Raw genomic sequence first — 24,019 nt, forward strand, 5'->3', positions numbered from 1 at the left:
TGACACATTCATGCCCACTCATTCTATAATAACGGTTTAACCGGCTCACCTTACTCATTTCAGATGGCTTCTCCAAGACTCTATTCAAATATATCTTATGTATCAGGCTTCCACCATCCCTGACTCTCTTTAACACTTAATATATTCTACTATTCTCTTCACTGAATTTTCTCTATTAATTTCTATTTAATATACCATATTATTATTAACTAATCAAGTATTTCCAAACTAATTTTATATTTATTTTATATATTATACCCTTTATAGTATATTTATACACTATTTTATTCATTTTAGTTGTTTTAGTTAATATTTAATACTATTATTATCAATAGATTCAATATTATTATTACCAGTAAGGATCATTGCTTGTAATAGTTCCTTCTGCATTTTTTCTAATGTTATTTTTACTCCTTCTTCATGTCCACCATAGGCTCCAATTATTATTGGTCTTCCTATAAGAACAGCATCTGCACCTAAAGCAATCATTTTGAATACATCTATTCCAGAACGTATTCCACCATCAGCTAAAATAGTTATTTTACCTTTTACAACTTTAGCTATCTCAGGAAGCACCTTAGCTACTCCTTCCACATGATCAAGTACTCTCCCCCCATGATTTGACACCACAATTGCTTTAGCTCCTATTTCAACTGCTATTTTTGCCTCTTCCACAGTCATTATTCCTTTTAAGATAAATGGTAATTCCGTAGACTCAATTAACTCCTTTAATTCTTTCTTAGTTTTAGGTCCTACAGGCTGACCTTTTAATGCCATGGTTATTAATCCAGCACCATCTATATCTACTCCTATAGCTAAAGAATTTATTTTTTCTGCCATTTTAATTTTTTCTAATATAGCTTTATTTTCTCTTGGTTTAATAATAGGTATACCTTTTCCATCTACTCCTCTTATTCCATCTAGTCCATCCTGATACATACTTGCATCTGCTGTGTCCCCAGTCATTGCTATAGTGCCAGCATCTATGCTTCCTTTCATCACAGCTATTACGTACTCCTCCTCAGATAAAGCTCCCCCCATATTAAAACTACTTCCAGTTACAGGTGCAGATATAATAGGCATACTTATTTTATGACCCAATATTTTAATATTTGTACTAGGATTTTTAGAATTATGAATAGTTCTTAATCTCAAATTCACTTGCTTTAATTCATTAATATTATTTTTAAAGGATTGAGCTGTAATACTACCTCCCATTCCAGGTACTTCACCAGCACAGGCAACTCCATTACATACAGGGCATACTCTACAATACCCTTTCATTTTTTTTCTTGCTTCTTTTCTTATTTCTTGTATATCCATGTTAAATTACCCCCTTATATTTTCATCTATTATACTATTTTCTTATATCTTTATATGATATTACATTGCTTTCAGATTCTGCAAATTTCACAGCTCTTAATATTGCTTTTTCCATAGTAATAGCTGATAAGATCCCCACAGCATTTATGTCTGCTTCTATATCCCCTGTATTCATTGTAAATATAGTATCACCATCAAAAGTTGAATGGGAAGGTCTTATAGCTCTCCCATATCCATTATGAGCCATTGAAGCTATTTTATTAGCTTGTGACTTTGTGAATTTAGCATTAGTTATAACAATACCTATAGTTGTATTTTGACCAAAGAGATTCCTTTTGTCAGAATAATTTTTTAACATCTCATTTTCTGTACCTATGAAATTCATTTTATCATCAAGAAGTCCTGCGACGATCTCATTTTTTTCGGTGTTTATTATATCTCCTAATGCATTTACTGCTACTATTGATAATACTTTTAAATCCCCTGCTTGAAGACCATAGCAACCTAATCCACCTTTCATTGCTCTTTCTAATCCATACAGTTTTCCAACAGTAGCTCCTGTACCTGCACCAAAAGACCCTTCTTTAAAGTCGTTTTTATATGCATTTATGCAGGCCTTATATCCTAGAGATTTATCTGGTCTTATTTTAGGGTTACCTAAATTTAAATCAAATAATACCGCACTACATACGATTGGAACTTTTACTACTCCTGTATTAAATCCTATGTCCTTTTCTTCTAAACATTCCATTACTCCAGTAGCTGCATCTAATCCATAAGCACTTCCTCCACTTAAAACTACAGAATGTATCTTCTCTACTAAATTTTCAGGTTTTAGTAAATCAGTTTCTCTTGTTCCAGGGGCTCCTCCTCTTACATCTACACCAGCTACTGCTCCTTTTTCACATATAATAACTGTACATCCGGTTGGACCTTCTCTATATTCAGCATTTCCTACATATATTCCTTCTATATCATTCAATCCTATTTCTTCCATATACTTTCCTCCTAGATACCCGTAAAAATAGAATAGATTTTATCTATTCTATTTTTATAACTATCAAATTAATTTTTCAATATCTTCTTCAGTATATATTTTGATACCATTTTTTTCTAAAAGTTCTGCTGTTATACCTTTTCCCTCAATTAGTCTGCCATAAAAACTACCATCATATATTTTCCCATATCCACAGGAGGGGCTTTTAGCTTTTAGAATAGCAACCTCAGCATCAAAAAACTTTGCAATTTTTAAAGTTTCCTCTGCTCCTTTATAAAATTCTTTAGTTACATCTTTGCCTAATTTATCTCTAACTATTTTTTTGTCATCTACTCTATCAACGATTTCAACAGGTAATCGAGGAGTACTCAGCCCTCCTAATTGTTCAGGACATACTAAAATAGATTTATTATTTTTAACAAACTCCATAAGCTTCTTATTCTCACTGTTCTTTCCATTGTATTTACAATTAACCCCTACAAGACATGCACTTATTAAATACATATTTCACCTCACTTTAAATCTACTACCGTCACTCCTACTCCACCTTCGCCATATTTTCCTAACCTAAAACCTTTCACATGGCGATGACTTTTAAGCTGCTGCTTTATTCCTTCTCTTAATACTCCAGTACCTTTTCCATGAATGATAGTAACTTGACTTAACCCTGCTATATATACATCATCTAAATACTTATCCACATCCAACATTGCTTCTTCTAAATTTCTACCTCTCAAATCAAGGTCTGTTTTTATTGATTTTGTTTTAGATCTAACCATCCCTTTAGTTGATTTCTGTGTTTTATTCATATCTTCGTCTTTTGCTTTTTCTATATTACTTAAATTTACACTTACTTTCATAATACCAGCTTGTACCATAAGGTTTCCACCGCTATCTGGTTCTGTTAATACTGTAGCCTTTTGATTAAGATTTAAGAGCTTTACCGTATCTCCTACCTTTAAATTTTTAGGTGGCTTTTTATTTGTTCTTCCTAGTATGTTCTCTGAGATATCCTCTTCCATACTGCCTAATTTATTTCTTAACTTATCTTTAGCTTCCTGCATCTTTTTATTTCTTTCTTTTTCAATATCTGTAGAAATATTTCTTAATTCTTTTATTATTTCATCTGACTCTGCTTTAGCTTCTTCTATTATTTTTCTTGCTTCTAATTTAGCTTCTCTTAATGTGTTTTTCCTTACTTTATCAATTTTTTCTTTCTTATTTTCTAATTCTTCCTTAAGATCATTAATTTCTCTTTTCAATCTCTCAGATTCTGCTTTATTTTCTTCACTAATTTTTCTATCAGTTTCTATCTTTGCTAATACATCTTCAAATTGTATATTTTCTTTAGATAATAATTCTCTAGATTTCTCTATGATAACATCCTGTAACCCTAACCTCTTTGAAATCTCAAAAGCGTTAGATTTTCCTGGTATACCTATTAACAATTTATATGTAGGACTCAACGATTCTACATCAAATTCTACAGATGCATTCTCTATACCTTCTGTAGATATAGCATATAATTTTAGTTCACTATAGTGGGTAGTAGCTATAGTTGTTATCTTTCTACTGTATAAATAGTCTAAAATAGACATAGCTAAAGCTGCCCCTTCTGTAGGATCAGTACCTGCCCCTAATTCATCAAATAATACCAGGCTATTATATTCTACGTTATCTATAATATTTACTATATTAGTCATATGAGATGAAAAAGTACTTAAACTCTGCTCTATACTTTGTTCATCGCCAATATCAGCAAACACATTATTAAATATGGCCATATGGCTACCATGGTCACTGGGAATATGAAGCCCCGCTTGAGTCATTAAAGTTAATAATCCTACTGTTTTTAATGTGACAGTTTTTCCCCCTGTATTTGGTCCTGTAATAATCAAAGAATTGAAATCTCTACCTAGATAGATATCATTTGCTACAACTTCATTTTTTGGTATTAGAGGATGTCTTCCATTTTTTATATATATTTGACCTTCATTATTCAATGTGGGCTTAATACCGCCCATTTCTAATGCTAGTTTACCTTTAGCAAAAATAAAGTCTATCTTAGCTAATATTTTTTGGTTTTCAATTATATCATCTGCTATAAGAGCTACCTTTTCACTAAAGTCTTTTAAAATTCTTTCAATTTCTTTGTTTTCTTCCACCTTTAATTCTTTTAATTCATTATTAAGATTGACAATGGCCATTGGCTCTATAAACAAAGTTGCTCCACTAGAAGATTGATCATGAACTAACCCTGGAAATTGAGACCTATTTTCTTGTTTTACTGGTACCACATATCTATCATTTCTTAAGGTAATTATACTATCTTGCAATAGTTTTTTGTTATTAGATGAATTTATTATTGAATTTAATTTGCTTTTAATAGAAGCATTTTTAGTTTCAATTTGTCTTCGAATTGATCTTAGTGTGGAACTTGCATTGTCAGATATTTCTTCCTCACTTATTATTGCATTTTCTATCTCATCTTCTAAGTCTTTAAATGCAGATAGATCTTCGATGTATCCTTCTAGTATGGGATAAGAAGAATCACTATCTTCTCTATCAGTTCTTATAAAAGCTTTTATCCTTCTAGCAGCCCTTAAACTATCTCCTATTTTTAATAAAGCCCCAGGATATAGCATACCACCTTTTACAGCTCTAGATACTTCAGAAGAAAGATTGAATATCCCTCCTAATGGTGGATTGCCTCTTCTTAATATTATACTGGTACCTTCATCTGTTTCATCTTGAGCATCCTTAACATCTTCTAGTTCATTCATAGGTAGCAGTTTTTTTACTATATCTTTCCCTAATGAAGATTCTGCTTTTTTATCAAGTATTTCAATTATTTTAAAATACTCTAAGGTCTTTAAAGATTTATCGTTAATACCTATCACCTTTTACAACACCCCTCTAAATAAATGTCCTCTTGTATACCCATTTCTTTCATTTAAATTTTCTTTTAATATTTTGATATCTCCTAAATCTAATTTGTTATTTATATTGTCATAATATTTTTTCTGAACTTCTTCAATCAATTCATCATCAAAAGTAAAATCAAGCCTAATAATATCTATACTATTTATTTTATCTAATTTATCTAATACAAAAATTGGTTGACTATTATATATTGTAGTTAAATTTTTACTTCTATGAAATCTAAACTTCATGTTTTTTCTATCTACTAGTGCTAAATCACTAGTTCCACACACTTCACAACTATTGCCAGTACAATTAGATACTGGAGTGGAAGGACAATACTTTGTAAACATTACAGGTAAATAACCATAAGCATTTACTTCTACTTCCATACCACTCTTTCTATAGATCTCTTTAATTTCATTATTAGTTAATTCTGGGGATAATGTTGCACTTTCTACTCCTTTCTCCATTAGAAGTTCTAATCCCTGACTATTATAAATATTAATTCCTATATCACAATGAATCTTTGTTGCAAAGTTATTTTTCACAAAATTTAGAGATCCTAAATTTGATACCGATATTCCATCTATATTTTTTTCGATTTTCATAATTTTTTCTTTAATCTCTACAAATTCAACATCTTCAATAATTCTATCTAAGGAAATATATTTCTCTACCAATATTTTATTAAGCTTCTCTAAAGCTTTATTAAGATCTTTATAAAAATCTAGATATATCCTATCTACTCTATCTAAATCTAATCTTTCAAATTGATCATAGGATTTCACTTTTATAGCTAATTTTTTTTGTTTAGTACTATTCTTTTTATTATTAAGCAAAATAGTTTTATCTAAACTATCTAAAACTACTCGATTATTCATTACTTCCTTCTTACTATCTAGTGCTCTAATTGCTTCTCTTCTTAATTTATTAAGTTCTCCTAACCTAACCATTATTCCTTCATCCATATTTATTTCAATACTATTTAATAAATATAGTGTATTACCTAGTTTAGACATTTGTTCAATAACTTTATCTTTAGTTAGAGATATTTTCTCTCCTTTTTCAACATTATTAATTCCTCTTACCTCAATATGGTTCCCCTCATTATCCCAAAGATATAATTTAGGCAAAGTATGAAGTTTTAATTCTATAGCCATATTGATTGATATGTTACCTTGAAAACCTCGCTTGATAGGTTCCATAGATTCTTCTAATAATTTAGAGTCTGCTGTTTTATAAACAATTCCATCATTAATAGGGTTGTTTTTCACTTTCACTATTGCTACATTACCTTTTTTAACCATATCTACTTTGTTTTCATTCTTATTATATAAAACATCTATTTTAAACCCTATATCTTTGCTATTATCTCTAATTTCTATTCCATCATTGACTCTCAAATCTTCTTCTAGCTTTATATATATAATATCTTTTTTCGTTTTAATAACTTTTCCTGCTTTTATTCCTGAATTATTTGATTTGTCTATATTTATTATATCTTTAGACTCTTCCTTCAATATAAAGCCTTTTGTAAATTCTCTATTAAAAATTTGCTCAATTTCCCTTATATCAATCTTATTAATATCCTTCTCTGTTTTGCCTAATATATAGTCTAACTTTTTTCGATATTTAGATACAATAGTAGCTACATATTCTGGTCTTTTCATTCTACCTTCTATTTTAAGAGATGTAATCCCTGCATGAATAATTTCATCTAAATTTTCTATTGTATTTAAGTCCTTGGGACTGAGCAAATGTTTTTCTTGTGTTCCATTTATAATTTTACTATTCCTTATATTAAGTAATGAATAATTCATTCTACAAGGCTGTGCACATCTACCTCTGTTTCCACTTCTTCCTCCTATTATGCTACTTAACAAACATTGTCCTGAGTAAGATATACATAAGGCTCCATGTACAAATCCTTCTAATTCTATATTTGTATTTCTTTTAATTTTCCTAATGTCATCTACCGATACTTCTCTTGATAATACCACTCTTTCAAATCCTAATTCTTCAGCAAACTTTACTCCTTCAGTGTTGTTTATTGTCATTTGAGTACTTGCATGAATTTCAAAATCTGGTAATACTCTTTTTATAATCCTTGTTAAACCTAGATCTTGTATTATAAGAGCATCTACATCTATGTTATATAAAAATAGTATATAATCCATTACATCTTCTAATTCATTTTCTTTTAAAAGTATATTTAATGTTACGTACACCTTTACACCCATTATATGAGCAATTTTCACTGCTGATATTAATTCATCATTATCAAAATTTGAAGCATATTGTCTTGCATTAAATGCTTTTCCTCCTAAATACACTGCATCTGCACCATTTATTATTGCTAAATATAGTGATTCTTTACTTCCTACTGGAGCCAATAATTCTACATTATCCAAATATATCATCCTTTAAAATAATTTATATATAAAAAATGAAAGAGTAATTTCTACTCCCCATTGCGCAACTTTCTTACTTCTATGCAAAGATTATTTAAAGTAGTATTTAACCTATCTATTTCTGATCTAATCTCATAGAATTTTTTGTCTATATATTGTGGTCTGTCATCCTCTTTAAATACACCTAGATCTTTTCTTTTAATGGGTTCTTCTTCTTCTTTTAAAATCACACTAAATTTCCCACAGGCTTCAATTATAGCTTTCTTCACTTCTTTTTCATTATCTACTCCTAATTTTCTTAATTCTTGTCTTAAATCATATAGATTAAATTTTTCTTTTCTCATATTTTCTTTTAATATCTTACCATCACGAATTAAATATCTAGGCTTCCCTTCAATTAACTTTCCAAATTTTCTACTTTTATAGGAAAAAATAGCTAAAACAATCTCAAGCAATGCTATTGTTACTAAAACTAAAATTCCATCATGAAAAGGGATTTTTCTTTCCAAGGCTACAGCACTCATAATATGTCCTATACCTGTCATTAAAACAAAATCAAATGCTCCTAATTCGCCTATTGATCTTTTTCCCATTAACCTTACTGTTATTAATGCTAAAAAGTAGACACCAACTGCTCGTGCTAAATAAATAGGATCTTGTGTTAAATGATTATGCATATTTATTCCTCCAGTTAATCAATATTACTATATATTTTAAACTAGAGGAGTCTTTTTATTCTATAATCTATTTATCATACTCTTTTTTTATTTCTTCTAATTCTTTTTTTAACTGAACTAACTCCACTTGATTTTCAAATAATTTATTTTGTAAGCCATTTATCATCTTTTGGCTATCTTCTAATTCTGATTCCTTTAATTCTAAAGAATTCTCGTAATCTTTAATTAGATTAGAGGTCTTATCCTTTTCATTTCTAACGTCGTATAGCTTTTCCCTATATTCATTTCTTTCTTCTTTTACTTTGTTATAATTTGCTTTAATATTCACTATTTCTTTTTTTAGTTCTTCTAATTCTTTTAATGGTTCTTTTACTTCCTCTTCTAAATCCTCTAATTGTAGTTTAACTCTATAGAATTCATCTGTTATTGTAAATGCAGTTAATATTGCTGCCATAGACTGACTAAATTTATTATTATGATTAATTATTTCTTTCATTTTTTTATCTATATAATTAGCAATATGTTGTATATATTCTTCTGATTCTTCTCCTATTACAGTATAGTCTTGTCCATTTATTTTAACTATGACTTTTCTTTTATTAGTCATAAAATCCTCTCCTTTAATATGGGCTATTATTTATTTTTTATAACTATTGTATGTAATTTGTTAAGATGTACTTTATATTATATAACCAATAATAATAAATTTAAAGGGCATGGAGTAAATCTCCATGCCCTTTAAATGTTTTTCTTTTATTTTCTTAATTCGGCCTTTAGTTCAGATGTAAGTTTTTCTACTACTTTATCATGGACCTTTGAAACTTCTTCATCAGTTAATGTCTTTTCTAATGATCTATAAACAATAGAATATGCAACACTTTTCTTACCATTTTCTATCTGTTCACCTTGGTATATATCAAACAAATTAATTTCTTCTACTAGTTTTCCACCATTATCTTTAATTATATCTTCAATTTGTTTTACTAGAATATCTTCATCAACTACTATTGCTATATCCCTAGTCATTGATGGATATTTGGGCAATTCACTATACTTTCTTTCTAGATTTGTAAGGAATGATATAATATCTAGATCTAATTCAGTGATATACACTCTTTCTTTCATACCATAATTGCCTAATACATCTGGATGTATTTCACCAATAGTTCCTAATACATGGTTTCCATATAAAATATTAGCACATCTTCCTGGATGGAATGTATCATGATTCTCTTCTACAATATACTCAAATCCTTTTATTCCTAGTTCTATAAATAACTTATCTAAAATTCCTTTTAGATTGAAAAAGTTTGTTTCTCCATACATCCCAATAGTTAAAGCTTTTATTTCATGAGGAAGAGTGTTTACTGGTATACTTTTAGGTATAAAAGAATTACCAATTTCATAAGCCCATGCTTTTTCTACTCCATGCTTGTAATTCCTTGATAATACATCAAGCATATTAGGAATCAATGTACTTCGCATGACACTATAATCTTCACCTAAAGGATTCATTATCTCTACATTTCTTCTTTTTAAACTTTCTTCATGTAAATTAATGCTATCATAAGCTTTAGGACTTATAAAAGAATAGGTTGTGATCTCATTAAGTCCCATTCCAGTTAATGAATACTTAATATAATCTTGTATTTCTCTATTTCTTGATTTACCGCCTTTAGTTAATGAACCTATCAATGGAGCAGATTGGATATTGTGAAATCCATAAATTCTACCTATTTCTTCTACTAGATCAGTTTCCATTTGAATATCATTTCTAAAGGTAGGTACTTTAACTAATATTTTGTCATCTATTTCTTTAGATTCTAATTCTAATCTATTCAATGTATCAATAATATAATCAACTGAAAGTTCTACGCCTAATAAGGAATTTACTTTTTTAGGTCTTAATTTAATCTCTCTTATATTAGATTTATTTTCGTAAATGTCTATATTTCCCTTTACTACCTCTCCAGCTCCGATTTCTTCGATCAACTGACAAACTCTCAAACAAGCTAATTCTGATATATTAGGATCTAAATCTTTTTCAAATTTAGCCGAAGCTTCTGTTCTTAGTCCTAATTTTCTAGAGGTAAGTCTCACATTTCTACCATCAAAATTTGCAGACTCAATAAGAATAGATTTAGTATTTTCTGTTACTTCACTATCTTCTCCTCCCATAACTCCAGCAATAGCAATAGGACTTTCAGCATCTGCTATAACTAACATATCAGTATCTAATTCCCTTTCTACGCCATCTAACGTAGTCATTTTTTCGCCTTTTTCTGCATTCCTTACAGTGATTGTATTGTTCACTATCTTATCTAAATCAAAGGCATGAATTGGTTGACCTAATTCTAGCATTACATAATTTGTTATATCTACAATATTATTTATAGGTCTTACATTAGATTCTATCAATCTCCTTCTCATCCATAGAGGTGATTTTTCAACATTAATATTTTTCACCACTTTTGTGTAGTATCTTCTACAAAGTTTTGAATTTAACACCTCTAATTTGTTAATTATATCTGTAATCTCATCAACTTCATTATTTAATTTTACATTTGGAACCTTTAATTCTTTTCCTAATGTTGCAGCTGTTTCCCTTGCCATACCAACAATACTTAAACAATCTGGTCTGTTAGGGGTTATTTCAAAATCTATTACTTCACCCTTAAGTCCTAAAACACTTTTAATATCTTTGCCAAGGGGATATTCTTCATCTAATATATATATACCATCCTTTAATTCTTTAGATATTAAATCTTCTTTAATTCCAAGCTCTCCAGCTGAGCAAAGCATTCCATTGGAGACCTCGCCTCTTAATTTACCCTTCTTTATTTTCATTCCATTTGGTAGTTTAGCACCCACTAAGGCCACTGGTACATAATCCTCTTCATTGATATTTTTAGCTCCAGTAACTATTTGGATAGTTTCCTCTCCAATATTTATCTTAGTTATAACTAACTTATCAGCATTAGGATGGGGTGTTATTTCTTCTATCTTTCCTACTACTACGTTTTCTACACCTTTATCTATCTTATCAATAGAATCTACATGAGAACCAGACATAGTTAATTTATCTGCTAATTCTCTAGTCTCTATACCTTCAATATTTACATAATCTTTTAGCCATTTCACTGGTATTAGCATATTTAATCCTCCTATCTATTAAAATTGATTTAAAAACCTCATATCATTCTCGAATAATAATCGGATGTTATTTATTCCGTATTTAACCATCGCTATTCTATCTACACCTAATCCAAAAGCAAATCCACTGTATTCATCTGGATCTAACCCACAATTCTTTAACACTTCTGGATGTACCATGCCACAGCCTAGCAACTCCATACTCCATCCTGTACCATGACAATCTGGGCATCCTTCTCCTTTACAGCTTAAACATGAAACATCTACCTCTGCACTAGGCTCAGTAAAAGGAAAATAATGAGGTCTAAACCTTGTTTTCATTTCTTCTCCAAACAATTCCTTTATAAACATATCAATCGTATGCTTTAAATTAGCCATAGTAATATTTTTATCTATAACAAGACCTTCTAATTGATGGAACATAGGTGAATGGGTATCATCTACATCATCAAACCTAAAGGTTCTTCCAGCAGACACTATTTTAAAAGGAGGATTTTTTTCCTTCATAGTTCTAATCTGGACTGGTGATGTATGAGTTCTTAATAGTATATCTTCAGTTATATAAAATGTATCAGATTTATCTCTTGAGGGATGATTATCTGGAGAATTTAGTGCATCAAAGTTATTATATACAGTTTCCACCTCTGGTCCCTCTACAATTTCAAATCCCATTTTTAAAAATACATCTTCTAGTTCTTCTAATACTTTCATAAGAGGATGTCTATGACCAAAATTAACCTTATTTCCAGGTAAAGTTACATCTATCTTTTCTTCCTTTAATTTCTTGTTTTTGGCTTTATTGTTCAACTCAGTTTTCATAGTCTCTATTCTAGTTTCTAATTCTTCTCTAACTTCATTTACTAGTTTTCCAACTATTGGCCTCTCTTCCTTTGATAATCCTCCCATTCCTCTTAATATTTTAGTTAGCTCTCCTTTTTTCCCTAAATATTTAACTCTATATTCTTCCAAGGAGGATAAATTACTAATATTTTTTAATTCAGCTATTGCAGCATTTCTTAAATCTTGAATTTTTTCTTTCATTTTGATTTCTCCTTTCTTTAAAATAATTTTGCAATCAAAAGTACTAATAGATAAAGCAAACTAACAGTTAAAGCTCTTTTTAATATTTTTTTAAAGTCTGTACTGAATTCAGGTCTCTTGGTTATTCTTAAAGCTATTAAGTTAAAAACATAGCTTAATAAAAAATATGCTATAAAAAAAATAAGAAAATTATATATAATAACCATATCATCCCTCCCAACTTATAGATATTGGACAATAAAAAAACCTTCATCTCAAAGAGACGAAGGATATTCGCGGTACCACTCTTATAACTATTACAATACTTTAATAGCCACTCAATTTAGTTAACGGCAATGCCGGCATAGACCTACTGAATTCAGTCTAGCAGTTCAGAAGTGAACTTCAATATTATCAAACATAAGGATACTTCCAGCCTTGATATCCTCTCTCTACATGTATCCAATATCTACTCTCTTCATCAATACTTTTCTATATTATTAATTTATTAACAAATTCTTATACATTAGATATGCATTTATGGAACCAGTAAGTTCAAAAACATGCCAATAGAATTGAGCATTTACCATTCCTTACACCCCTTTAATGCTATTTATTTAGATTATAGCATTACATATTTGAAAATACAAGGTGTATGTACGTCCATAAATGAATTTTCTAAATATTTTTTCTCTGTCTAAGTACTTCATACATAATTATTGAAGATGCCATGGCAACATTTAATGACTCTGAATTACCCTTCATAGGTATGATGATATTTTCATCACTAATATTAAATAGTTCTTCTGAAATACCATTCCCTTCATTTCCAATAATAATCAATATATTAGTAGTTAAATCTGAATCATAACAATATTTAGCTTCTTCTAAAGAAGTGGCTAATACTTTTATACCTGATTCTTTTAGCTTTGATATAGTTTCTATAGAATTATCTATTTCAACTATAGGTAGATGAAATAATGAACCCATGGTTGATCTTACTACTTTAGGATTATATATATCTACCGAACCTTTACTAATAATAATACCACTAGCTCCTAAACTATCGGCACTTCTTATTATGGTTCCCATATTACCTGGATCTTGAAGTCTATCTAGAAATATTATAAAAGGATTCTCATCAATAATATCTTTTAAAGTATATTTTCTAATATTAATAACTGCCATAATACCCTGGGGACTATCTGTATCAGATATCTCTTTGAATAAATTATGTTCAATTTTATAATGGCTAAATTGATTTCTAAATTTATCAAATAATTCTTCTCCACCCTCTAATTGAAAGATCTTATCTGAATATAGAATATATTCTATTGGTTGGTTAGATTTTATAGCATCCTCTACAAGTCTTAAACCTTCTATAAAATAAAGTCCTTTTTTATTTCTATCTCTTTTTTTATTTAAGCTTTTTATCTCTTTGATAAATTTATTCGAAGAACTAGTTATTAACTCCATTTATGACCCACCCTATCTATCTAGGTTTCTTAAGTCTTTATTATGTCCTATAACTATAAGTACGTCATTTTTATCGATAACATCATTAGCATATGGTGAAATATTAATTTCTTTATTGTGTTTTATTGCTATTACATTAATACCGTATTTAGTAGGTAACCTTAACTCATTTAAAGTCTTTCCTTCCCACTCTTTTATAGCAGTAATTTCTACGATGCTATAATCAGGGGCAAATTCTATATAATCTAAGATATTGGATGAAACCAGATTACGAGCTACTCTACTACCCATATCTCTTTCAGGAAATACGACCTTATCAGCTCCTGTTTTTTCTAATACTTTCGCATGAAGTTCATTTTGAGCTTTAGATATTACGAGCTTAATTCCTAGCTCCTTAGCAATTAAAGTAGCCATTATAGAAGCTTGTAAATCAGAACCTATAGTAACTACAGCCACATCAAAATTTCTTAACCCTAATGTTTTTAAGGTATTCTCATCAATAGCATCAGCTTGTACTGCATGAGTAACCTTGTCAGCTATTTCTTGAACCTTTTCCTCACTCTTATCTATTGCCAATACATCATACCCTAAGTCATATAAAGTTTCAGCTACACTTGTTCCAAATCTTCCACATCCAATAACAACAAATTGTTTCATGTAACTCCTCCTAACCAACAGTTATTCTTTCTTCTGGATATCTATATAATCCCTTTTTCTCTCTTCTTTTCTTAGCAAAGGCAAATGCCATTGTTAAAGGACCTAATCTACCTATAAACATAGTTATGGTAATTATTATTCTACCTATATCTGATAAATACGGAGTAAGACCTCTACTTAAGCCAACAGTTCCAAATGCTGAAACTGTTTCAAAAGTAATGTCTAAAAAGCTATAATCCTCCAAATTATTTTCAGTTAAAGATAGGGTCATAGTAACAATTATTACTATTAATAAGCCTATACCCAAAACTGCTAAAGCTCTAAATATAATTTCATTGGGAATTCTTCTTCCAAAAATCTCAACATCTGTTTCCCCTCTAACAACTGCTACTACAGCTAATAGTATAACTCCCATAGTTGTAGTCTTTATACCTCCAGCAGTAGATCCTGGAGATCCTCCTATAAACATCAGAATAATTATTAAAAAAGCTGTAGCATTTGTAGTTCCAGCCATGCTTACACTGTTAAACCCTGCTGTTCTAGGTACAACTGACTGGAAGAAGGATGCAATAAGTTTTGAACCAAAGGATAAATTCCCTATGGTTTGAGGATTATTATACTCAACTATCAAAAATACTAAGAATCCTAAAACTAAAAGGCCAATAGACATTACTAGGACCACTTTTGTATGTAATAAAAATTTCTTGAATTTTCTATTCTCAGTCATATCAATATATACTGAATATCCAAGACCTCCTAATATAACCAATATACTAATTGTAAAATTCACTATTGGACTAGTCACAAAAGATTCCATACTATTTCCTATGATATCAAACCCCGCATTACAATAAGCAGATATTGCATGAAATATAGAGTACCAAATACCTTGTAGCGTTCCGTATTCTGGAATAAACTTAAATGCTAGGAATACTGCACCAATAGCTTCAATAACAAAAGTGGATATAATTATATATCTTGTTAATTTTACTAATCCAGACAATGTGAATTGATTAAGTTCCTCTTGCATAATAAGTCTGTCTTTTAATGTAATCTTTTTCCCTATTAATAAAGATACTAATGTGGCCATAGTCATAAATCCTAATCCACCTATTTGTATTAATACTAGTATCACTATCTTTCCAAATATAGTCCAATGGGCTGCTGTGTTTACAACTACTAATCCAGTCACACAAACTGCCGAAGCCGAGGTAAATAATGCATCTATAAAACCTATACTTCTACCACTTGCTGAAGCCATAGGCAAATTTAATAGAGTAGCTCCAATAAAAATTAATGCTGCAAAACCCAAAACTAAAACTTGAGCAGGGTTAGATTTTAATTCGTTCATTCTGTTTTTTAATTCTATTTTAATCATCCCCTAAAACAAATAGATATTTTATATTTTTTTATATTATATCATCATAGTATAATTAGTAAAAGGCAATATAAGTATTATAGACACAAAAAATAAAAAAAACTCATATATATGTATATCCTTTCATATTAAAGAAAAAATAAAAGCCCCGTTTCCGGAACTTTTACATTATATATTTTCTTTTGCTGTTTCTACTAATGCTTTAAATCCTTCAGGATCATAAATCGCCATTTCAGAAAGCATTTTTCTATTAATATCAATATTAGCTTTTTTAAGACCATTTATAAATTTACTGTAAGATAATCCATTAACTCTTGTAGCAGCATTTATTCTTGTAATCCATAATTTTCTAAAATCTCTTTTTCTTAACTTACGTCCTATATATGCTGATCTAAGAGCTCTCATTACTGCTTGGTTGGCAGGCTTAAATAATCTACTCTTAGCTCCGTAATATCCTTTTGCAAGTTTCAGTACTTTTTTATGTTTCTTTTTTGCATTAATTGCTTTTTTAACTCTTGCCATTGTTAAAACCTCCTTTAACTATCCTGTCTTCTATTTATATGGTAATAATTGTTCTATTCTCTTTTGATCACTTGCGCTTACTAATTTAGCTTTTCTAAGATTTCTTAATCTTCTTGAAGTTTTCTTTCCATGATATTTATTTACAAAGTTACTACTTCTTTTTAATTTTCCACTAGCAGTTCTCTTAAATCTTTTAGCTGCACCTTTATGTGTTTTCATTTTTGGCATAATTAGTTCCTCCTCTCGATTTATGACTCCACAGGAGCTAGAAACATAATCATATTTCTACCTTCCATTTTAGGTCTCTTTTCTATAACTCCTACTTCAGAAGTTAATTCAGCAAATTGTTTGAGTACTTCTTTTCCAATTTCAGTGTGTCCAAGCTCTCTACCTCTAAATCTCACAGTAACCTTCACTTTATCTCCATTTTTAAGAAATTTAATAGCTTGATTACTTTTTACAGTAAGATCGTGTTCCTCTATACGAGGAGATAGTCTAACCTCTTTTATGTTAATTATTTTCTGATTTTTTCTAGCTTCTTTTTCTTTCTTTGCCTGTTCATATTTGTATTTTCCATAATCCATTACTCTACAAACAGGAGGTTTAGCAGTGGGCGCTACTTTAACCAGATCTAACTTTCTGTCAAAAGCTATAGCTTGAGCTTTATTGATGGGTACAACTCCTAATTGATCACCGTTTGAATCAATAAGTCTTACTTCTCTGTCTCTAATTTGCTCGTTAATTTGAAGATCTTTAATATTAAGACACCTCCTATAAAATTTAAACAATAAAAAAAAGCGAGTCCTTAGAACTCCGCTCTCTTAATAGAAATAACACATATTAATAACTTAACGTTATTTATGTCTTTCTTCTATTAACCTGTAGGCTTTAGCCCTGAGGTGAGAAGCGGAAACTTCTACTTTGTTTTCTATATCATTATATGTTAAACTTTCTAAAATGTCAACAAATTATTAATAAAAATTTCTTCTATATAATACCAAGTTATTATACTACAAACTTAATAATATTAGGATACTATTTGGTTAAACTATTATTATAAATTTTTAAAAAGGCGGAGATATCTTGAAGAATAAATTACTGAAAGTTAGTTTAGTGATATTTATAATCGTCTCTATTCTTTTACTATATGATACTTACTCTCCAACTTCAAACATATTCAATGTATCCATAGGAGATAAAATTTTTATATGGATTATAACTTCAGGTTTGTTTATTTATTATATAAAAACTAGTGGTAACCCACAATTAGTAACAGCTTCCATTGCAACTGATAAGAAATCTGATGACGGTCTAGGTAAAAACAATAAACCTAATGTATCATTTAATGACGTGGCAGGTCTAGATGAGGTCAAGGAAGAGATGCAAGAAATAATAGACTTTATTAATGACTCAGAGAAATTTCATAGAATGGGAGCAAAAATCCCAAGTGGAATATTATTTCATGGTCCTCCAGGCACAGGAAAGACTCTCTTAGCTAAAGCTGTGGCAGGAGAAACAAATTCAAATTTTTTATATTCTAGTGGATCAGAGTTTGTAGAAAAATATGTGGGCGTCGGGGCTAAAAGAATAAGAACTTTATTTGAAAAAGCAAAAAAAGACTCCCCTACGATAATATTTGTTGATGAAATTGATGCCATAGGCTGTAAAAGAAATATAGATAGTAATAATGAAAAAGATCAAACACTAAATCAGTTATTAGTAGAAATGGATGGTTTTAATAAAGATTCTACAGTTGTAGTAATAGGTGCTACTAATAGATTAGATTTATTAGATGAAGCTTTACTAAGACCTGGAAGGTTTGATAGACATATTTATATAGGAAATCCTAACCTAAAAGCAAGAGAGGATATATTTAAAGTACACATTAAAAACAAACCTATAGATACTTCAGTTAACATTGGTGAGCTATCAAAAAAGACCCACGGTTTTTCAGGAGCTCAATTAGCTAATATTGCTAACGAAGCTGCAATTATTGCTGTAAGAAATAATAAGAAGAAAATAGATATCGATGATTTTAACAATGCAATTGAACGAGTAGTAGCTGGTCTAGAGGTCAAACACCCTACTGTATTAACTAAAGAAAAAGAAATTGTTGCCCATCATGAGGCTGGTCATGCAATAGTAGGAAAATTTTTAAAGTCAGATATGATCCAAAAAATATCTATAATACCTAGAGGGCAAGCATTAGGATATGTTCTAAAATTTCCTGATGATGAAAGATATTTACTTACAGAAAAAGAATTATATAATAAAATCATAGTTCTTTTAGCTGGAAGAGCAGCTGAGAAAGCTATCTTTAATGAAGTTACTACTGGTGCACAAAATGATTTAAAGAAAGCTACAGATTTGGCCACTAATATTGTATGTAGTTATGGTATGAGTTCCTTAGGTAATATATCTATAAATGAAAATTATATAAGGTATTATATAGATTCTATTAATGAGGAAGTCTCATCTATAATGGAATCTTGCTATAGCAAAGCAATAAATATTGTTGAAGATAATATAGATATTTTAAAAGATGTAGCTAATTATCTACTTGAAAACGAAACTATGGGGATTGATGAATTAGATGATATTTTTAAAAAAATCCCTCAAGTAACCCAAACAGTAAATTAAAAGACGCCATATAGGCGTCTTTTGAATATATTATTTTTTCTGTTGTATTTCTTTTGTAACCTTTTCAATAAACTCTTCTAGATTTACAGCACCAGTATCTCCTTCATCTCTAGATCTAACTGATATTGTATTCTCTTCAACTTCTTTCTCACCTACTATAAGCATATATGGTATCTTCTGAAGTTGAGCTTCTCTTATCTTATATCCAACTTTTTCTGATCTATCATCTAGTTCTACTTTGAATCCCTTACTTACAAGTTCTGCTTTGATTTTTTGTGCATACTCATTAAACTTGTCAGAGATAGGAAGAATAATAGCTTGAACTGGAGATAACCAAGTTGGGAACTTACCTGCATAATGTTCAATCAATATCCCTAAAAATCTTTCTATACTTCCTAAAGCAGCTGTATGAATAATTATAGGTCTATGCTTCTCTCCATCATCTCCTATATAAGTTAATTCAAATCTCTGAGGCATCTGAAAGTCCAATTGAATAGTTCCACATTGCCATGTTCTTCCTATAGCATCTTCTAAATGGAAGTCAATCTTCGGACCATAGAATGCTCCATCACCTTCATTTAGGATATACTTTACTTCTAGTTCCTCTAATGCTTCTCTTAAAGCAATCTCAGCCATATTCCAATCTTCTTCTGAACCCATTGACTTTTCAGGTCTAGTGGATAATTCAATATTATATTTAAAGCCAAAAGTAGTATATATTTTATCAATTTTTCTTACTACACCTTTTATCTCATCTTTTATTTGTTCAGGTAACATAAATATATGAGCATCATCTTGAGTAAAGGCTCTAACTCTCATAAGCCCATGTAATGCTCCTGATAATTCATGTCGATGAACCTTACCAACCTCTGCAACTCTCATTGGAAGATCTCTATAAGAGTGCATATCATTTTTATATACTAAAAATCCTCCTGGACAGTTCATAGGTTTGATAGCAAAATCTTCTTCATCAATTTTTACTGCATACATATTTTCTCTATAATGATTCCAGTGTCCTGAAGTCTCCCATAATTTCCTGCTTAAAATTATTGGTGTTTCAACCTCTACATATTCTTCTTCCCTATGGAGATTTCTCCAGAAATCTAATAATGTATTTTTTAGTACTGTTCCCTTAGGTAAGAAAAATGGGAATCCAGGACCTTCTTCCATTATTGTAAATAAACTCAGTTCTTTACCTAGTTTTCTGTGGTCTCTTTTTTTAGCCTCTTCCAAACGCTCTATATATTGATTTAAATCCTTCTTCTTTTCAAAAGATGTACCATATATTCTTTGTAACATCTTTCTGCTCTCATCTCCACGCCAATAAGCTCCAGCTATACTTAATAATTTAAAAGCTTTAACCTTTTTAGTGCTTGGTAAATGTGGTCCTCTACACAGGTCAACAAAGTCTCCTTGTTTATAGAATGATATTTCCTCATCTTCTGGTAAATCTTCTACTAGCTCAACTTTATAGTCTTCTCCTTGCTCTTGAAGATATTTTATCGCTTCTTCTCTTGGCAATACAAACTTCTCCATCTCTAAATCTTCTTTTACAATTTTTTTCATTTCCTTTTCGATTTTTTCCAAATCTTCAGGAGTAAATCTGTGGTCAGTATCAAAATCATAATAGAATCCATTGTCTATAGCTGGGCCAATGGCCAACTTTGTGTTGGGAAATAACCTTTTAACAGCATTAGCTAAAATGTGTGCACTAGTATGTCTAAATACTTCGTCTCCACCTTTATCATCAAATTTAAGTAATGTTAACTCGGAATCCTCCTTTATCTCTTCCATAAGACCTACTAATTCGCCATTTACCTTAGCTCCTACTATCACTCTAGCTAATCCTTCACTGATATCTTTAGCTACCTGTAAAGGTGTTACTACTTCTTCATACTCTTTTATAGAATTGTCTGGTAAAGTAATCTTAATCTTTGACATAGTATCCCTCCTCGGAATTGTAAATATAGTAAATTTTCATATAAAAAAACCTCACGCCTAGATTTCTCTAGGGGCGAGGTTTACTTCGCGGTTCCACCCTTATTTATAACTTATAGATCTTAACGGGATCAACGGAAATCCTTACCCAATTATGGTTTCAGATTCGACTCCAGGTTAGTTTTCAATTGAACATATTTAGAAATGCTTTCAGCCTATGACATTCCCTCTCTTGAAACTGTTTTCAATCTACTCGACCTTTCAACATCATTCTATATATTTATTATAATATTATACATTCTATTATGTGTTATGTCAATCAATTTTATCAATATTTTTATACAACTAAAAATCAAAAAACAAAGAACACTAATAGCCCCTGTATAAATCCTATTAATAATCCTAATATCCCACCTAATATTTCTATATGTTTTAACTCTTTTTTAGCTACAGATATAATTATTTCTTCAATTTTTTCAATCTCATATGCATTTATTTTTTCTTCAACTATTTGTGATATTTGTACTTTATCAACAGCCTTATCTATCATTTCATCCATCATCTCTCTAATTGCACTTTCTCCCTCTTGATCTATAAAATCATTTACATAATTTAATATCATTTTTTTAAATGTAGATGGTATTAATGGAGGTAATTTTTCTGCTACAATTATATTTATCTTTTGCATAATTTTAACTTTAATTTTATCTATATCATCTTCTTCTATAACCTTATCTATTATTTCATGAATAGATAGTAGTTCCTCCTCTACTACAATCCCTATGCTTTGAGCAACTTCATTTTTTCTTTTAGGAATTAACCCCTGTACTTTTAATTTTAATATAGGTATCTCAATAGGGTATAATGGTCTAAATAATAATTTAATAGCAATTATATTAGTAAGCCATCCTATAAGTCCCCCTATAATCATCATAATAAATATCTCTAATATTTCCATATAATTCACCTCTTCTTAATGTTAATCATCATATTATATCATATAGAAAAAGCAAAAAAAACTTCTAAAGTTTTTACGCTTTAAAAGTTAATCTCTTTTTATAAAGTTTAGTCTATTATCTAGAGTACACAAATTACATCCAGAGCATATATCTACCCTGTCATTAAATATACTACTAATTATTTTGATAATATCATCACCTTTTCTTTGTTGAGTATGCAATATCAATTTTGTAGGTGCAATAGTTATCAACGAGCTTATTAAAAGATCATCATAACTCATATCATTTTCATACATCTCTTTAGCTATTTCTTTTAAATAGTCATTATTGATTAGTTTCATATCTTTGTCATAGAGTAAGTACTTTTTATCTTTTAAGAAAAATATATTTACCGTTTCGACTTTTGGTGATTGTATATCTACAAAATACTTTAACATCTTAATAAATTCTTCAAACTCTTTTTCTACTACTAAATCTTCTATTACTTTCTCTACCGCATCGTTTATCTTTTCTATTAGAAACCTTAATCGAAAATTAATAAATCCTTCTATATTTATACTATTATTATTTTCAAGATAATCTAGTAGTATTTTGAATATCTTAGCTCTTTTATTAATTTTATAAGTTAATAAATCTCCTTCACCGTTTTCATTTTTATTTATTATTTCTAGAGTTTTATTAAATATATCTTTTATATCATTTTGTGTAAAATATATATCTTTTGAAATTAAATGTTTTTTTATTATCACATACTGATATTTACTTATAATTGTCTCAGCAATACCATCAGCAATATAGTCCTTAACTATTTTTTTAATCTCAGTAATATCTTTATTGTTCTCATCATTAAGTTTAAATTCAATTATAGTTTCATTGCCTTCTTCATAAGATGAACTATCTATATTTATGCTATGATTAATAGCTTGAAATCTTTTATTGAATACATCAGAAAGATTACAAATTTTATTGTTATATACAACCGAAAAACAGTACATTATGTCACTCCTTTCTACTGTAATAGTAGTATATGTTTAATAATTGTGGTTATTCAGTTTATAGATATACATTAAATACAAATTAATGGAATTATTGACCCAATATCTATAATTTTTTTATTCGATAATATTTTTGGAATTTTTCCATTTTTATTTAAAAAGTCATCTATCTTTTCTTTATCAGGATGACTTGAATAATCTCCTGAAAATAATATATATTTATTATCAACTGATCCTGTGCTTCCACCTATAAATCCGTATTCTAATCCAGGAAGTTTAATGTGCCCCGGTTCTATTGTTAATATTTTTATTCCTGTCTTTTTTAAAGCCTTTTCAATACCTTTGTCAGATGTAATTATTGATTTATTACTTATAATAGATATAGAACATTTACTATATCCTTGTTTTATATTAATCAATTCCATCCCTAATTGTTCCATATAGTATTTAACTTTTTCATCAGTATATCGAAAATTATGTAAACAATAGTTTCCGACTCTTGCTACATTATATGCAATATTGTCAGGATAGTTTCTGTTTAGTTCTCTCTCTCCTTTTAACAACTTAATTTTATAAGGAGATAAAATTTCTTTATAATAGTGATATTCTCTAGGAGATACAATAACAGTATTACTATCTATAGGATATAGTATCATATCAGGATGATAACTAACTGCTTCATATAAGCCTTCATGTTTTCTTGTCTTTATTACAACTATACCCATTCTTTCAAAGAAATCAGTTATATCTTTACCTACTCTTCCATCTAATATAACAATATCAGCTTTTTTGTAAGATAAAAATGGATTTAACTTCATATTCATCACCTAGTTTTATTATTTGTTATTATAATAAAAAAACTCCCTTTTGTTAGGGAGTTTTTTATGGAGGCGGCACCCAGATTCGAACTGGGGGTAAAGGATTTGCAGTCCTCTGCCTTACCACTTG

22 protein-coding genes and 2 other annotated features (1 of these 24 running past the window's edge) are annotated in these 24,019 nt (G+C 29.5%); of the genes, 1 reads left to right on the plus strand and 21 read right to left on the minus strand.

The window, feature by feature from the left end:
• Positions 1-171: a binding site (T-box leader), on the minus strand; it reaches 37 nt to the left of the window's first position.
• A gap of 135 nt (positions 172-306) precedes the next feature.
• The 17 genes from GOQ27_RS05870 to infC form a co-directional block, all read right to left on the minus strand.
• Positions 307-1,323: an alpha-hydroxy-acid oxidizing protein gene (locus tag GOQ27_RS05870; protein ID WP_203365908.1), complete on the minus strand. Its 1,017-nt coding sequence runs from the start codon at positions 1,321-1,323 to the stop codon at positions 307-309.
• 34 nt (positions 1,324-1,357) lie between these two features.
• Positions 1,358-2,320 (minus strand): P1 family peptidase, encoded by a 963-nt coding sequence (locus GOQ27_RS05875; RefSeq protein WP_203365909.1) that lies wholly within the window; start codon positions 2,318-2,320, stop codon positions 1,358-1,360.
• 63 nt (positions 2,321-2,383) lie between these two features.
• On the minus strand, positions 2,384-2,824 hold the full coding sequence (locus GOQ27_RS05880; protein WP_203365910.1) for a 2-thiouracil desulfurase family protein: 441 nt from the start codon (positions 2,822-2,824) through the stop codon (positions 2,384-2,386).
• Positions 2,825-2,832: 8 nt separating this feature from the next.
• Positions 2,833-5,211: an endonuclease MutS2 gene (locus tag GOQ27_RS05885; RefSeq protein WP_203365927.1), complete on the minus strand. Its 2,379-nt coding sequence runs from the start codon at positions 5,209-5,211 to the stop codon at positions 2,833-2,835.
• Positions 5,212-5,223: 12 nt separating this feature from the next.
• Positions 5,224-7,665 (minus strand): U32 family peptidase, encoded by a 2,442-nt coding sequence (locus GOQ27_RS05890; protein WP_484477104.1) that lies wholly within the window; start codon positions 7,663-7,665, stop codon positions 5,224-5,226.
• A gap of 41 nt (positions 7,666-7,706) precedes the next feature.
• A complete protein-coding gene (locus GOQ27_RS05895) occupies positions 7,707-8,333 on the minus strand; it encodes a DUF421 domain-containing protein (protein WP_203365912.1) in 627 nt (208 codons plus the stop codon).
• A gap of 67 nt (positions 8,334-8,400) precedes the next feature.
• The gene (locus tag GOQ27_RS05900; RefSeq protein ID WP_203365913.1) at positions 8,401-8,940 is read right to left on the minus strand and encodes a cell division protein ZapA; all 540 of its coding nucleotides are present in this window, start codon (positions 8,938-8,940) and stop codon (positions 8,401-8,403) included.
• A 146-nt stretch (positions 8,941-9,086) separates the two neighbouring features.
• Positions 9,087-11,486 carry a phenylalanine--tRNA ligase subunit beta gene (gene pheT, locus GOQ27_RS05905; RefSeq protein WP_203365914.1) on the minus strand — a complete coding sequence of 800 codons (2,400 nt, stop codon included), beginning with the start codon at positions 11,484-11,486 and terminating at the stop codon, positions 9,087-9,089.
• Between the two features lie 18 nt (positions 11,487-11,504).
• Positions 11,505-12,527: a phenylalanine--tRNA ligase subunit alpha gene (gene pheS, locus GOQ27_RS05910; protein WP_203365915.1), complete on the minus strand. Its 1,023-nt coding sequence runs from the start codon at positions 12,525-12,527 to the stop codon at positions 11,505-11,507.
• 17 nt (positions 12,528-12,544) lie between these two features.
• Positions 12,545-12,733, minus strand: a complete 189-nt coding sequence (locus tag GOQ27_RS05915; protein WP_203365916.1) for a hypothetical protein — start codon at positions 12,731-12,733, stop codon at positions 12,545-12,547.
• A 49-nt stretch (positions 12,734-12,782) separates the two neighbouring features.
• Positions 12,783-13,000 (minus strand) — a binding site (T-box leader).
• A 6-nt stretch (positions 13,001-13,006) separates the two neighbouring features.
• A complete protein-coding gene (locus GOQ27_RS05920; RefSeq protein ID WP_203365917.1) occupies positions 13,007-13,096 on the minus strand; it encodes a YqzL family protein in 90 nt (29 codons plus the stop codon).
• An 88-nt stretch (positions 13,097-13,184) separates the two neighbouring features.
• On the minus strand, positions 13,185-13,982 hold the full coding sequence (locus GOQ27_RS05925) for a TrmH family RNA methyltransferase (protein ID WP_203365918.1): 798 nt from the start codon (positions 13,980-13,982) through the stop codon (positions 13,185-13,187).
• 12 nt (positions 13,983-13,994) lie between these two features.
• The gene (locus GOQ27_RS05930) at positions 13,995-14,639 is read right to left on the minus strand and encodes a potassium channel family protein (protein WP_203365919.1); all 645 of its coding nucleotides are present in this window, start codon (positions 14,637-14,639) and stop codon (positions 13,995-13,997) included.
• A gap of 10 nt (positions 14,640-14,649) precedes the next feature.
• The gene (locus GOQ27_RS05935; protein WP_203365920.1) at positions 14,650-16,017 is read right to left on the minus strand and encodes a TrkH family potassium uptake protein; all 1,368 of its coding nucleotides are present in this window, start codon (positions 16,015-16,017) and stop codon (positions 14,650-14,652) included.
• Between the two features lie 168 nt (positions 16,018-16,185).
• Positions 16,186-16,539, minus strand: a complete 354-nt coding sequence (gene rplT / locus GOQ27_RS05940) for a 50S ribosomal protein L20 (RefSeq protein ID WP_203365921.1) — start codon at positions 16,537-16,539, stop codon at positions 16,186-16,188.
• Between the two features lie 30 nt (positions 16,540-16,569).
• Positions 16,570-16,767, minus strand: a complete 198-nt coding sequence (gene rpmI / locus GOQ27_RS05945) for a 50S ribosomal protein L35 (RefSeq protein ID WP_203365922.1) — start codon at positions 16,765-16,767, stop codon at positions 16,570-16,572.
• Between the two features lie 20 nt (positions 16,768-16,787).
• Positions 16,788-17,327 (minus strand): translation initiation factor IF-3, encoded by a 540-nt coding sequence (gene infC, locus GOQ27_RS05950; RefSeq protein WP_203365923.1) that lies wholly within the window; start codon positions 17,325-17,327, stop codon positions 16,788-16,790.
• A gap of 295 nt (positions 17,328-17,622) precedes the next feature.
• Here infC and GOQ27_RS05955 point away from each other — a divergent pair, with 295 nt between their 5' ends.
• Positions 17,623-19,179 carry an ATP-dependent metallopeptidase FtsH/Yme1/Tma family protein gene (locus tag GOQ27_RS05955; protein ID WP_207751266.1) on the plus strand — a complete coding sequence of 519 codons (1,557 nt, stop codon included), beginning with the start codon at positions 17,623-17,625 and terminating at the stop codon, positions 19,177-19,179.
• Between the two features lie 30 nt (positions 19,180-19,209).
• On the opposite strand, the gene thrS is transcribed toward GOQ27_RS05955, so the two are convergent.
• The 4 genes from thrS to GOQ27_RS05975 all read right to left on the minus strand — a co-directional run bounded on the left by thrS (position 19,210) and on the right by GOQ27_RS05975 (position 23,889).
• Complete coding sequence (gene thrS / locus GOQ27_RS05960) at positions 19,210-21,120, minus strand: threonine--tRNA ligase (protein WP_203365924.1); 1,911 nt, start codon at positions 21,118-21,120, stop codon at positions 19,210-19,212.
• 349 nt (positions 21,121-21,469) lie between these two features.
• The gene (locus tag GOQ27_RS05965) at positions 21,470-22,075 is read right to left on the minus strand and encodes a DUF445 domain-containing protein (protein WP_203365925.1); all 606 of its coding nucleotides are present in this window, start codon (positions 22,073-22,075) and stop codon (positions 21,470-21,472) included.
• An 87-nt stretch (positions 22,076-22,162) separates the two neighbouring features.
• A complete protein-coding gene (gene ytxC, locus GOQ27_RS05970) occupies positions 22,163-23,071 on the minus strand; it encodes a putative sporulation protein YtxC (protein WP_203365926.1) in 909 nt (302 codons plus the stop codon).
• Positions 23,072-23,142: 71 nt separating this feature from the next.
• Complete coding sequence (locus GOQ27_RS05975; protein WP_252187762.1) at positions 23,143-23,889, minus strand: DUF6873 family GME fold protein; 747 nt, start codon at positions 23,887-23,889, stop codon at positions 23,143-23,145.
• Positions 23,890-24,019 lie beyond the last annotated feature (130 nt).

The organism is Anaeromonas frigoriresistens, assembly GCF_016820655.1.
Classification (GTDB): domain Bacteria; phylum Bacillota; class Clostridia; order Tissierellales; family SIT17; genus Anaeromonas; species Anaeromonas frigoriresistens.